At 76.7% G+C, this 12180-nt stretch carries 12 protein-coding genes, 1 tRNA gene and 1 pseudogene; 6 read left to right on the top strand and 8 right to left on the bottom strand.

Annotated features, from left to right (window positions below):
- Both IEZ03_RS05345 and IEZ03_RS05340 read right to left on the bottom strand, forming a co-directional pair.
- Nucleotides 1–693, bottom strand: a pseudogene (locus IEZ03_RS05345) (DUF58 domain-containing protein); the annotation flags it as partial.
- Nucleotides 690–1706, bottom strand: coding sequence for an AAA family ATPase (locus IEZ03_RS05340; RefSeq protein ID WP_184884601.1), 1017 nt, complete (start codon nucleotides 1704–1706; stop codon nucleotides 690–692). The pseudogene IEZ03_RS05345 and the gene IEZ03_RS05340, both read right to left, overlap by 4 nt.
- Nucleotides 1707–1892: 186 nt before the next feature.
- Here IEZ03_RS05340 and IEZ03_RS05335 point away from each other — a divergent pair, with 186 nt between their 5' ends.
- The 3 genes from IEZ03_RS05335 (at nucleotide 1893) to IEZ03_RS05325 (ending at nucleotide 5146) form a co-directional block, all read left to right on the top strand.
- Nucleotides 1893–2672, top strand: coding sequence for a hypothetical protein (locus IEZ03_RS05335; RefSeq protein WP_184884599.1), 780 nt, complete (start codon nucleotides 1893–1895; stop codon nucleotides 2670–2672).
- Between the two features lie 116 nt (nucleotides 2673–2788).
- A complete protein-coding gene (locus IEZ03_RS05330) occupies nucleotides 2789–3433 on the top strand; it encodes a LysE family translocator (RefSeq protein WP_184884597.1) in 645 nt (214 codons plus the stop codon).
- 66 nt (nucleotides 3434–3499) lie between these two features.
- A complete protein-coding gene (locus IEZ03_RS05325) occupies nucleotides 3500–5146 on the top strand; it encodes a DUF885 domain-containing protein (protein ID WP_184884595.1) in 1647 nt (548 codons plus the stop codon).
- A 22-nt stretch (nucleotides 5147–5168) separates the two neighbouring features.
- Here the strand turns inward: IEZ03_RS05325 and IEZ03_RS05320 are convergent, their stop codons facing one another.
- The 3 genes from IEZ03_RS05320 to IEZ03_RS05310 all read right to left on the bottom strand — a co-directional run bounded on the left by IEZ03_RS05320 (nucleotide 5169) and on the right by IEZ03_RS05310 (nucleotide 7631).
- Complete coding sequence (locus tag IEZ03_RS05320; protein WP_184884593.1) at nucleotides 5169–5435, bottom strand: hypothetical protein; 267 nt, start codon at nucleotides 5433–5435, stop codon at nucleotides 5169–5171.
- A gap of 130 nt (nucleotides 5436–5565) precedes the next feature.
- Nucleotides 5566–6492 carry an alpha/beta hydrolase gene (locus tag IEZ03_RS05315; RefSeq protein WP_189241154.1) on the bottom strand — a complete coding sequence of 309 codons (927 nt, stop codon included), beginning with the start codon at nucleotides 6490–6492 and terminating at the stop codon, nucleotides 5566–5568.
- Nucleotides 6493–6572: 80 nt separating this feature from the next.
- Entirely contained in the window at nucleotides 6573–7631 is a 1059-nt protein-coding gene (locus IEZ03_RS05310; protein WP_229808033.1) for an FAD-dependent monooxygenase, read from the bottom strand.
- Nucleotides 7632–7668: 37 nt separating this feature from the next.
- Between IEZ03_RS05310 and IEZ03_RS37580 the strand changes: the two genes are divergently transcribed.
- Nucleotides 7669–7839, top strand: coding sequence for a hypothetical protein (locus IEZ03_RS37580; protein WP_229808032.1), 171 nt, complete (start codon nucleotides 7669–7671; stop codon nucleotides 7837–7839).
- A gap of 204 nt (nucleotides 7840–8043) precedes the next feature.
- A tRNA-Arg gene (locus IEZ03_RS05305) sits at nucleotides 8044–8116 on the top strand.
- 39 nt (nucleotides 8117–8155) lie between these two features.
- On the opposite strand, the gene IEZ03_RS05300 is transcribed toward IEZ03_RS05305, so the two are convergent.
- The 3 genes from IEZ03_RS05300 to rsgA form a co-directional block, all read right to left on the bottom strand.
- Nucleotides 8156–8884 (bottom strand): TetR/AcrR family transcriptional regulator, encoded by a 729-nt coding sequence (locus IEZ03_RS05300; RefSeq protein WP_184884589.1) that lies wholly within the window; start codon nucleotides 8882–8884, stop codon nucleotides 8156–8158.
- Nucleotides 8885–9008: 124 nt separating this feature from the next.
- A complete protein-coding gene (locus tag IEZ03_RS05295; protein WP_184884587.1) occupies nucleotides 9009–9527 on the bottom strand; it encodes a GNAT family N-acetyltransferase in 519 nt (172 codons plus the stop codon).
- The gene (gene rsgA, locus IEZ03_RS05290; protein WP_229808030.1) at nucleotides 9524–10687 is read right to left on the bottom strand and encodes a ribosome small subunit-dependent GTPase A; all 1164 of its coding nucleotides are present in this window, start codon (nucleotides 10685–10687) and stop codon (nucleotides 9524–9526) included. Before rsgA ends, IEZ03_RS05295 begins: the two co-directional genes overlap by 4 nt.
- Before the next feature lie 322 nt (nucleotides 10688–11009).
- Here rsgA and IEZ03_RS05285 point away from each other — a divergent pair, with 322 nt between their 5' ends.
- Complete coding sequence (locus IEZ03_RS05285) at nucleotides 11010–12020, top strand: hypothetical protein (RefSeq protein WP_184884584.1); 1011 nt, start codon at nucleotides 11010–11012, stop codon at nucleotides 12018–12020.
- Nucleotides 12021–12180: the final 160 nt, after the last annotated feature.

Genomic DNA, 12180 nt, shown 5'->3' with positions numbered 1-12180 from the left:
GGGGTCGGCGGGGTCGAGGCCGGGGGTGGGGTCGCCGCCGTCGGGGGTGAGGAAGTCGGAGATGACCACGCGGAGGCCGCGGCGGGTCTGGCCGCGGTCGAGCGAGGTGATGGCGGCGGCGAGGTCGCGTGGGACGGTGCCGCCGGTGCCGCCGGTTCCTCCGGTGCTGTTGCGGGGGGCGCCGTCGTCGACGGATCGGGCGTCGAGGCAGGCCTGGAGGAGGGCGTAGAGGGCGGCTTTGCCGGTGCGGGCGGGCCAGCGGCGGATGCCGTCGGTGTGCAGGAGGTAGGCGCCGGCGCGGTCGCCGAGGCGGACGGTGAGGAAGCCGACGGCGGCGAGGGCGGCGACGGCGAGATCGCGTTTGGTCATGGTCTCGGTGCCGAAGTCCATGCTGGGGGTGAGGTCGACCAGGGCCCAGGCTTCGAGTTCGTGGTCGGCGATGAGGTCGCGGACGTGGGGGGTGGTGGTGCGGGCGGTGACGGCCCAGTCCATGTGGCGGACGTCGTCCTCGCCGGGCTGGTAGAGGCGGGCTTCGGCGAGTTCGGTGCCGGGGCCGGGGAGGAGGCCGAGGTGTTCGCCGTTGAGGAGGCCGTCGAGGCGGCGGGTGACCTGGAGCTGGAGGCGGCGCAGGGTGCGTTCGGGGGCGAGGTGGGCGATCTTGCCGCTGCGCCGCTGCCGGCCGGTTCCCGTCATGCGGTGGTCACCGCCGCTGCGGAGTGGTTCCACACGACGCGGGGCGGGGGGACGGCGGTGAGGATCTGGGCGATGACGTCGGCGGCGTCGACGCCGTCGGCGAGGGCGTCGAAGGTCAGGACGAGGCGGTGGGACATGACGTCGCGGGCGACGGCGCGGACGTCGTCGGGCAGGACGTAGTCGCGTCCGGAGAGCAGGGCGAGGGCGCGGGCGGTGGCGGCGAGGCCGAGGGTGGCGCGGGGGCTGGCGCCGATGTCGATGACGCCGCGCAGGTCGGGGAGGCGGTACTGGTCGGGTTCGCGGGTGGCCATGACGAGGCGGACGATGTAGTCGGCGATGAGTTCGTGGACGGAGACCTCTTCGGCGGCGCGCTGGAGTCCGGCGAGGCGGTCGGTGTCGAGGATCTGGGCGGCTTCGGGGGGGTCGACGCTCATGCGCTGGAGGATCTGGAGTTCCTCGTGGGCGGCGGGGTGGTGGACGTCGACCTTCATGAGGAAGCGGTCGCGCTGGGCTTCGGGGAGGGGGTAGACGCCTTCGGATTCGATGGGGTTCTGGGTGGCGAGGACGATGAAGGGTGCGGGGAGGGGGTAGGTGTTGCCGCCGAGGGAGACCTGGCGTTCGGCCATGACCTCCAGGAGGGCGGACTGGACTTTGGCGGGGGCGCGGTTGATCTCGTCGGCGAGGACGAAGTTGACGAAGACGGGGCCGAGTTCGACGTCGAACTGTTCGGTGGAGGGGTGGTAGATGCGGGTGCCGACGATGTCGGAGGGGACGAGGTCGGGGGTGAACTGGAGGCGGGCGAAGGTGCCGCCGACGACTTTGGCGAGGGTGCCGACGGCGAGGGTCTTGGCGACGCCGGGGACGCCTTCGACGAGGCAGTGGCCGCGGGCGAGCAGGGCCACGATCATGCGTTCGACCATGTGTTCTTGGCCGACGATGACTTTTTTGACCTCGGTGAGGGTGTTCTGGAGGAGGGCCGCGGCCTCGTCGACGTCGGTGGCGGCGATGGTCATGGTGGGTTTTCCCTCACTAGTCCTAGTCCCTGGGTGCCGGGGCTGGGCGCTTTTTCGACCCTACGCGATCACTTGTACCCGTTCGTTGGGGATACGTGCGCGCGGGCGGTGATCGGTTCGGGGGGCGGCGGGGGCGGTGGGTTTTCGCTGGGCCGATCGTAGGGCGTGGTTGTTAGTGTTGCGGCCATGTCGAGGCCGTTGCCCCCGGGTGATCCTGTTCGGCTGGGGCCGTTTCGTTTGTCGGCGCGCTTGTCGGAGTCGGCTGCCGGGATCGTGTTCCTGGGGGTGGACGCCGAGGGGCGGCGCGCGAGTGTGGCGGTGCTGAACCGGGGTGCGGCGGGTGATGCGGCGGCGCGGGATCGGTTCCGGGCGGCGATCAATGCGGCGGTGCCGGCGTCGGGGTATGCGGGTGGGCCGGCGCCGGGGTCAGGGGCGGGTCCGGGTGATGGGGCGCCGGTGGTGGCGGCGCAGCCGGATGGGCCGGCGCCGTGGGTGGCGACGGCGTATGAGGCGGATCGGGCGGGGGCGGAGCGTTTCCTGGAGCCGGTGATGTTCCGGGGGGCGGGGCGGTCGTGGTGGGGTGGTCGCCGGCGTGGGCCGCAGTTCCAGCCGTATTGGCTGGGGTCGGGTGAGCCGGCGCTGGAGCGTGCGGAGCCGTCGCCGGGTGTGGTGCCGGGGCCGGTGCCGGTGGGGGAGCGGGCGCCGGAGCGGAGTCTGGTGGCGGTGGTGCTGGGGTTGGTGGTGCTGCTGGCTGTGCTGGCGGTGCTGATGGGGGTGTTGTTCGCGTGTCAGCCGGAGGCGACGGAGCCGCCGCCGGAGCCTGTGGAGCCGACGCCGACGTTCGAGCGGCCGTCGCGGTCGCCGTTTCCGGGGCGTCCTTCGCCGACGCCGTCGCCGTCGGGTTCGAGGCCGCTGCCGTCTCCGTCGCCGTCGGGTACGGGCGGGGATGACGGAGCGCCGCTGTAGGGGCCTGTTCGCGGGGCCGTGTGAGCTCGGGGCCGTGTGGAGGCGTGGCCTTGTGGTGGGCGGGTGGCGCGGGGAACGGCGTTGCGGGGCCGGGCGGCGGTGGTCAGCATGGGGGGATGCTGGAGAGTGTGGCCGCCTTCGCGGGCGCGGCGGTGCTGATCGCGATGGCGCCGGGGCCGAGCACGGTCGTGATCATGCGGGAGTCGATGCGGTCGCGGCGGGCGGGGCTGGCGACGGTGCTGGGCAACGAGGCGGGGGTGCTGGCGTGGGGGCTGGCGGCGGCGGTGGGGTTGTCGGCGCTGCTGGCGGCGTCGCGGCTGGCGTATGACGGCCTGCGGGTCGCGGGCGCGGTGGTGCTGGTGTGGTTCGGGGCGCGTGCGCTGTGGCATGCGCGGCGGGGCGGTTCAGTGCCGGCGGGGGACGCGTCGGTGGGGGACGGGGCGGCGGGTGCGGTGGGCCGGTCGGGGTGGGGGTGTTTCCGGCTGGGGTTGGTGACGAACTTCGCGAATCCGAAGGCGGGGGTGTTCGCGGTGTCGTTCCTTCCGCAGTTCGTGCCGGCGGGGTGGCCGGTGCCGGTGGTGCTGGTGGCGTTCTCGGTGCTGTGGGCGCTGATCGATCTGCTCTGGTACTCGGTGGTGGTGTGGCTGGTCGGTGCGGCGCGGCGGGTGCTGGACCGGGTGGAGGTGCGGCGCCGGCTGGAGCAGGTGTGCGGTGTGGTGCTGGTGGCGCTGGGCGTGCGGTTGGCGGTGGCGGTGCGCTGAAGCGGGGCGCCGGATTTGGCAGATTCTCATGATCACATTTGGGGTGGGCGGTCGTAGCCTGGGGCGATGACGGCTCTTGACGACCTCGCTGACCGGTACGTGGACGAGTTCGCCGCGCTGGATCCGTGCATGGCGGCGGGGATGGGCGTTTCGGGGCAGGAGGGGCGGCTGACCGACTACGGCCCGGAGGGCGCGGCGGCGCGTGCGGAGCTGACGCGGCGGACGCTGGCGGAGCTGGAGCGGACGCCGGTGGAGGGCGCGGCGGAGCGGGTGGCTGCGGCGGTGCTGGCCGAGCGGCTGCGGGTGGAGGCTGCGCTGGGCGAGGCGGGGGTTCGCGAGGGCGTGCTGGACACCATCGACGGGCCGGTGCAGCGGATCAGGACGTCGATCGAGCTGCTGGACCGGGGGCCGGAGACCGACTGGCCGGCGGTGGTGTCGCGGGTGGGCGCGGTCGCGGGTGCGCTGGGCGGGCTGCGGGTGACGCTGGAGGAGGCGTGCCGGGCGGGGCGGCTGGCGGCGCGGCGGCAGGTGGTCCGCAGTGCGCGGGAGTGCGCGGAGGTGCCGGGGTATCTGGCGGGGCTGGCGGCGCGGTACGGGGACGGGCCGCTGCGGGCGGCGCTGGACGGGGCGGTGGGGGCGGCGTCGGCGGCGCTGGGGGAGTTCGCGTCGTTTCTGTCGGGTGCGGTGGCGGCGCGGGCGCCGGAGCGGGATGCGCTGGGCGCGGACCGGTACCGGCTGGGGGTGCGGGAGCTGCTGGGGACGGAGCTGGATCTGGCGGAGACCTACGCGTGGGGCTGGGAGGAGCTGGCGCGGATCGAGTCGGAGATGGCGGGTGCGGCGGGGCGGGTGCTGCCGGGTGAGCCGCTGCCGGCGGTGCTGGCGGCGCTGGACGCCGATCCGGCGTACCGGATCGAGGGGGCGGAGGCGTTCCTGGGGTGGATCCAGGAGCTGGCCGATGGTGCGATCGCGGAGCTGGACGGGGTGCATTTCGACATTCCGGCGCCGCTGCGGCGGATCGAGTGCCGGATTCCGCCGGTGGAGTCGGGGATCTACTATCTGGCGCCGGCGGAGGACCTGTCGCGTCCGGGGACGGTGTGGTGGACGGTGCCGGACGCGCCCGGCGGGGTGGCGACGTGGAGCGTTCCGGCGACGATGTTCCACGAGGGGGTGCCGGGCCATCATCTGCAGTTGGGGGTGACGGTGCTGAATCCGGCGCTGAACCGGTTCCAGCGGGTGGCGGGGGAGCTGCATCCGGGGCATTGCGAGGGGTGGGGGCTGTACGCGGAGCGGCTGATGGACGAGCTGGGCCTGTACCGGGAGCCGGCGTACCGGCTGGGGATGCTGGCGGGCGGGCAGCGGTTCCGGGCGGCGCGGGTGGTGCTGGACATCGGGATGCACCTGGAGCTGGAGATTCCGCGCGGGGCGGGGTTCCACGAGGGGGAGCGGTGGTCGCCGGAGCTGGGGCTGGAGTTCCTGCGCGGCCGGATGGGTCCGGAGTCGGGCGTGTCGGCGGCGTTCGAGATCGACCGGTATCTGGGGCGGCCGGGGCAGGCGATCGCCTACAAGGTGGGGGAGCGGCTGTGGCTGGAGGCGCGGGAGGCGGCGCGGCGGCGTGCGGGGGCGGCGTTCGACCTGAAGGAGTTCCATCGCCGGGCGCTGGATCTGGGGCCGATGGGCCTGGATCTGATGCGGGCCGAGCTGACGGGTCCGTGAGCTGGGGCGGGGCAGGCCGGGGTCAGGGTGTCGCGACGTCGGCGATGCCGGTTTCGCGGAGCCGCCGGCTGCGCAGCGCCTGTCCCGGGCCGGGCGGGGCGTCGGGCGGCTGGGGTGCGTCGGCGGTGGCTCCGACGTGGCAGGCGGCCTGGTCGCCGGGGTCGAGGACGCGCTTCTCGTAGTCGGGGGGCCAGCGCAGCTGGATCCGGCGGCCGCAGGTGGAGCATGCCCACTGTTCGAGTCCGGAGGCGTCGGCCTGGATCATCCGCATCTCGTGCGTGCTGTACACGGTGGTTTCTCCTCGACCTTGGACCGGTTCCGGTCACCTGGTGATTAGTAGGTGATTGCCCACGTCAACCGGGTTAAACGGTTGAGGCAAGGGTCTTTATGGTCGAGGTCTCGTTATTTTGCCTACCGCCCTAAACCGGGGGTTCGGGGCGGAGGGCGTCGCGGACGGCGGCGCCGATCTCGGCGATGGCCTCGGCGGGGCGGCGCGCGAACGCGCCCCAGCCGAGGAATCCGTGGTCCAGGCCGGTGCCGGTGATCAGGGTGACCGGGACGCCGGCGTCCCGCAGCCGCCGGGCGTGCCGTTCGGCCTGGGGCCGCAGGCGGTCGTACTCGGCGGTGGCGATGACCGCGGGGGGCAGGCCGCGGGGGTCGGGGTCCAGCAGCGGCGACACGTCGGGGTGGGCGGGGTCGGCGCCGCGCAGGTAGGCGCGCAGGGCGCGGTCGACGCCGGAGGGCGGGAACCGCAGGCCGTCGGGGTCGGGTTGCCGCGGCGGGACGGCGCGCAGGTCCAGCGCCGGGTAGAGCAGCACCTGCAGGGCGGGGCGCGCGGGCCCGGGGCCGCGGAGCCGCGCGGCCGCGGCGATCTGCCCGCCGGCGCTGTCGCCGGCGACGCCGATCCGGGCGGGGTCCAGGCCGAGGGCGGCGGCGTGCCCGGTGACCCAGCGGACCGCGGCGGCGGCGTCGTCGACCGCGGCGGGGTAGGGGTCCTCGGGCGGCCGGCGGTAGCCGACCGACACCCAGGCGGTGCCGCTGGCCAGCGCGAGCGCCCGGACGACGGGGTCGTAGGACGCGACGTCGCCGAGGATCCAGCCGCCGCCGTGGAAGAACACCAGCGCCGGTGCGGGTTCGCCGGAGCCGGGCCGGTACAGGCGTGCGGGCAGCGGCCCGGCTGGGCCGTCCACGACGAGGTCCTTGACGGTGCCGACCGGTGGGCGCGGGGAGCGGGCCAGGTCGGCGGCGAGTTCGCGGCGTGCATCCTCGACGCCGCCGCCGGGCGGCGCGGCGGGTTCGGCGAGGCGGCGGCGCATGAACGCCAGGTACTCCGGATCGCGGCCCATGAAACCCTCCCGGGGGCCGAGCCTACGGGTCCCCGCCGGACCGGGGAACCGCGCCGGCCTCCGTTCGGGGTGCGTGCCGGTCAGGGGCCGGCCGGCGGGTGCCACCGGTAGAGCATGTCGGCCTGCCGCAGGACGGCGGTGGGGCCGAGGAGGCCGGCCGGCCGCATCAGGCCGTCGCGGACCGCGACCGGCGCGGCGCCCGACAGGGCCGTCAGGCGCGTGACCCGGTGGGAGCGGCGCATCACCGCGGTGGTGCGGGGCAGCCGTGCGGCGGTGTAGCCGGGTGGCCCGCCGCCGGCGGTGACCTCGTGCGCGAGGACGACCGCGTCCTCGATGGCCTGGCAGGCGCCCTGGCCGAGGTTGGGGGTCATGGGGTGCGCGGCGTCGCCGAGGAGCACGACCCGGCCCCGGTGGAAGGACGGCAGGGGCGCGGGCAGGTGGTGGATGTCGTTGCGCAGCAGCGCGTCGGGGGAGACGGCGTCCAGCAGCGCGGGGATCGGGTCGTGCCAGCCGCCGAACAGGCGTTTCAGTTCGGCGAGTTCCGCGGCGGCGTCCTGCTCCCGGGCGCCTTCGGCGGCGGGGGCGGTGGCGTAGAAGTAGGTGCGGCCGCCGGCCAGCGGCGTCATGCCGAACACCCGGCCGCGTCCCCACGCCTCCCCGGGCGTGCCGCCCGGCACCGGTCCGGCGGTGAGGCCGCGCCAGGCGGTCAGCCCGGTGTGGCGGACGGGCGGGTGCGCGGGGAACAGCGTGCCGCGGACGCCCGACCGCATGCCGTCGGCGGCGACGACCAGGTCGGCGCCGTGCTCGGCGCCGCCGGCGGTCACGGTGCCGCCGGGGGTGACCGCGGTGACGTGCGAGCCGAGGTGCAGGGCCTGCGGGGGGACCCGCGCGGCGAGTTCGCCGACGAGGGCGGTGCGCAGGAGCGCGACGGTGGGGTCGCCGTAGCGGGCGTGCGCGGCCTCGGCGGAGGTGCGGCTGAGCCAGCCGCCGGCGGCGCGGCGGACGCCGCCGTCGCCCTGCATGGCGGACAGGTCCCGGACGGCGTCGCCGGCGCCGATGGTGTCCAGGGCGCGCAGGGCGTTGGGGCCGATGGCCAGGCCCGACCCGGCGGGGCGCAGGGACGCGGAGCGTTCGTGCACCTGGACGTCCCAGCCGCGGCGGTGCAGGGCCGCGGCGGTGCAGGGCCGCGGCGGCGGTGAGCCCGCCGATCCCGGCGCCGGACCCGACCCCGGCCCCGCCGAACTGCGCGCCGCGGTCAGCGGCTACCTCGCCGGCGTCCTGCCCGCTACCGGCCCCGGGCACGACCGCAACGGCACCGACCCGCACACGGCCGCCCAGTCGGGGTAGCGCCGGCCGGGCCGGAGGAGCCCGCCCGGCGGCGGAAAACCCTTTGCCGCGGTGCGGGCGGCCGGGGCAGTCTGGATCGCGCAGGCACCGCACCGGTCCATGGCGCCGGAGCCGGGCGGCGGTCCGCGCGGCCGCCGCGGGCGGGTTCGACTCCCGCCGGCGTCTTCGGCTCCGCCCCCGCGTCACCCTGGGGGCGGAGCCCCGCTCCCCGTAGCTCAGCGGACAGAGCACCGGCCTCCGAAGCCGGGAGCCGCAGGTTCGATTCCTGCCGGGGAGACCCCGAGCCGCCGGTCACGGCCCGGTCAGGGCAGGGCGGTCAGGGCAGGGCGCGGGCGATGCAGTCCAGGACGCGTTCCAGCCCGTGGCGGAACTGCTCGTCGCCGGACATGCGCGGCAGCCGCGCCTCCCGCACGACCCGCTCGAATCTGGGGAAGTCGCCGGTGGCCAGCAGGTCCAGCAGGTGGGGGTCCAGGTGCGGGTCGTCGTGGGTCCGCCACGGCCCCGGCGGCGTCCGGCCCTGCCCGCCGCCCCGGGCCGCCGCCGCGATCTCGCCGCGCACGACGTGCTGGACGTAGCCGTTCAGCATGTCGATCAGCGTGATCACGTCGTCCAGGGGCGGGCCGACGTCCAGCGCGCCGATCGCGAACTCCATCAGCCGCAGCCGGTTGGGGCCGAGCATCGCGCGGGTGCCGTCCAGGCCCGCCAGCCAGGGGTGCCGCAGCCATATCGCGCGGGTGCTCTCGGCGATCAGCGCCAGGTCCGCGCGCCAGTCGCCGCTGGGCCGGGGCGGCACGTCCATCTCCGCCAGGACGTGGTCGGCCATCAGCTCGACCAGGTCGTCGCGGGAGGAGACGTACCGGTACAGCGACATCGCGGCGGTGCCGAGGTCGGCCGCGATCCGGCGCATCGACGCCGCCTCCAGGCCGTCGGCGTCGGCGATGCGGATCGCCGCCTCGGTGATCTGGACGCGGCTGTAGGCGGGGCGGGGGCCGCGGCCCGGCCGCTCCGGGACCGACCAGATGCTGACGTGCTCGCCGCCTGTCACCGGACCTCCTGATGCTCTCCCCAGGCATCCTAGTTGCGTACGCCATACCCAAAAGGGCGGCTCTCCCGTCCGCCGGGACGCGGGCGGCGCGTCCCGGCGGACGGGCACCGTCCACGGCCGGCCGCTACACGCCGAACGGGGCGGGGTAGGCGATCGTGCCGGACGGGACCGGGCCCGGCCCGTCCAGCACCAGCGCCATCAGCGCCTCCTCCGGCACCTCGAACGGCGCGGCGACCCCCAGCGACGACGCCGGCGCGAACCCGAACCGCGGGTAGTACCCCGGATGCCCGAGCACCACCACCAGCCGCTCGCCCCGCCCGCCGGCGGCGCGCGCGGCCGCCGCGGCCAGCGCCGCGCGGACCGCGGCGCCGCCCGCTCCCCGCCGCTGCCGGGCGGGCAGGACGGCCACCGGCGCCAGCGCCAGCGCAGCGGCCCCGCCGACGCGGCAGCGGGTGAGCAGCGCGTACCCGGCGACCACGCCGCCGGGCGTCTCGGCGACCGCCGCCAGGCCCGGCACCCAGGCCGGGTCCCGGCGCAGCGCGTCGACCAGGCGGGCCTCCTCCTCGGTCGGGAACGCCGCCGCGACCACGGCGCGGACCGCCGCGGCGTCGCCGGGGCCCTCCGGCCTGGTCACCCAGGTCACCGGCCCCGCCCCCGTTCCCGGTACATCCGCCGCTGCCACCGGGAGATCTCCTTGGACCGGGCGCGGCGCTCGGCGTCCAGGCGCGCGTCGGCGCGGGAGGCGATCCAGTCGTTCTCGCGCTGCAGCTTGCGGTGGCTGTCCAGGCGCCGCCGCGGCAGCGTCCCGTCCTCGACGGCGGCCAGGACCGCGCAGCCCGGCTCGGTGCGGTGCGCGCAGTCGCCGAACCGGCAGTCCGCGGCCAGTTCGGTGATGTCGGCGAACGCGCGTTCCAGGCCGTCGGCCGCCTCGAACAGGCCCACCCCGCGCAGGCCCGGCGTGTCGATCAGGACGCCGCCGCCCGGCAGCGGCAGCAGCTCGCGCCGGACGGTGGTGTGGCGGCCCTTGCCGTCGCCCGCCCGGACCGCGCCGGTGGCCAGCGCGTCCCGGCCGAGCAGCGCGTTGCCGAGGGTGGACTTGCCCGACCCCGACGGCCCGACCAGGACCACCGTCCCGTGCAGGGCGGCGCGGACGGCGCCGACGCCGCCGCCGGACGCGGCGCTGCACGCGACCACGTCCACGCCCGGCGCGGCCTCGGCGACCCGCGCCTCGGCGCCGGCGGTGCCGGGCACGCGGTCGGCCTTGGTGAGCACGACCACCGGCCGCGCGCCGCTCTCGAACGCCAGGGCCAGCAGCCGCTCGACGCGGCCGAGGTCCAGGCGGGCGTCCAGCGACACCGTGATGGCGACGGTGTCGACGTTGGCGGCCAGCACCTGGCCGCGCGAGTCCCGCGACGCCGACGACCGCACGATCGCGGTCCGTCGCGGCAGCAGCGCCGCCACCACCGGCCGCCCGCCGGGGCCGCCGGGACGCAGCGCCGCCCAGTCGCCCGTGCACGGCACCAGCGGCGGCCCGCCCGGCGCACCGGCGGGCGGATCGCTGAACAGACCGGCGGATGAATGGGCGGACGGATCAGCCGGCGGGTCGGCGGGCGAGGCGGGGACCGGGCCGGTCACGGCCCGCATCGGGCCCTGCCCGGTGACCACGTCGCACAGGCCGCGGTCGACCGCGGCCACGCGCGCGGGGATCAGCCCCGCCGCGCCATAGGAGATGAACGCGTTGTCGAGGGCGTCGTCCCAGCCGTAGGCGGCCAGCGGCGACGACCCCGCGGATGCGGAAGGCAATGTCTTGGAACCCTTGCGTGAAAAGGGGCCCCGGCGCGTACGCGTCCGGCCGGTGAGGCGGGACGGGTCAGCCGGCGGCCCGGGGAAGGAGGACGGGCCGAGTGCCGCGCACGGCGGCGACCGCAACGACGGCCATACGTCTCCACCTCCCCTTTCCGGTTCCGCCCGCGACTGTACTCGCCGCCCCCGCACCCGCGCCAGCCATTTATCCGCCGCCCCGTCCCCCGGCGCCCGTCCGGGGCGGGCGCTCCCCCGCGCGGGGGAGCGGGATCGGCCGCCGCGGGGAGGCGCCGCCCCGCCCCCGGCCCGCAGGATCGGGGCCATGACCACCCAGCTCACCGGCCCCGCCGCCGCGCCCGGGAAAGCGCGCCGCGACCTCGACCGCGTCGTGCCGTGGGCCGCGGCCGCCTGGCTGCTCGCCTACGGCGTCCTGCGCGCCTACTGGGCGGCCGGGAACCAGCCGCAGGACATGTCGCCCGCCGGGCCCGACCTGGTCGTGTTCACCGGCTGGCGGGGCGTCGCGCTGTGCGGCGCCGCCGCGGCCGTCCTGCTCGCCCTCGCGCACCCGGCCGCGCGGCACCGCACCGGGCGGGTCCTGCGGCTCGCCGCGTGGACGGCCGCCGCGGCCCTCGCCGCCGCGGCCGCGATGCTGCTCCTCGACGTGATCGGCGCGGTCCTGCCCGGCCTCGGCGTCGCCTTCCACCCGCTGGGCGCGCTCAGCCGCGCCGCGTGCGCGGCCGCCGCGGTCCTGACCGGCCTCGCGGCCCGCGCGCACCGCCGCCGCACCCGCGGCGGATGCGGCGGATGCGGGCGCGCGGCCGCCGCGGCGGGCCCGCTCGACCGCACCCCCGCGTGGGCGTACCGGGCCGCCTACCTCGCCGTCGCCGGCTGCGCCGCCCGCGTCGCGGCGCAGGCCGCCGTCGGGTTCGGGGGGGCGCCGCTGTCGGGCGGCGCGTCGGCGCTGCTGTTCGAGGCCGGGTTCGTGCTCGGCGGGACCCTGCTGCCGCTCGCGCTCGTGCACCCCTTCGGGCGGACGTGGCCGCGCCCGCTGCCCGTCCTCGGCGGGCGCCGCGTCCCGCGCCGGCTGGTGCTGTGGCTGGCCGCCGCGGTCTCCGCCGGCCTGACCGTCTACTTCGGGCTGATGCTGCTGCTGATGTGCTGGGAGCGGCTCCACGGCCGCGACCCGTTCCCGCCCGAAGGGGGCCTCGACCTGCCCGAGGCGTTCTTCTGGGCCGCCGTCCCCGCCTACGTCCTGTGGGGCGCGGGGATGGCCGTGGCCGCCCGCGCCTACGCCCGCCGCACCCGCGTCCCCTGCCCCGGCTGCGGCCGCTGACCTCGCCGCCCCGGCGTCCCGGCCGGAACCCGCGGCGCCGTTCGGAAGTTATGGTGATTTGGGGGGCGGATCGTGCTGAGGGGCGTGGCTGTGGACGACAAGGACCTGCAAGACAACCGCGACGGAGACGCCGACAACGGCGGTGCGGGCGGCGGTGCGG

The organism is Actinomadura livida, from assembly GCF_014648675.1.
Classification (GTDB): domain Bacteria; phylum Actinomycetota; class Actinomycetes; order Streptosporangiales; family Streptosporangiaceae; genus Spirillospora; species Spirillospora livida.
The sequence above is the reverse complement of the archived record's forward strand: the minus strand, read 5'-3'. Positions and strand labels throughout refer to the sequence as shown.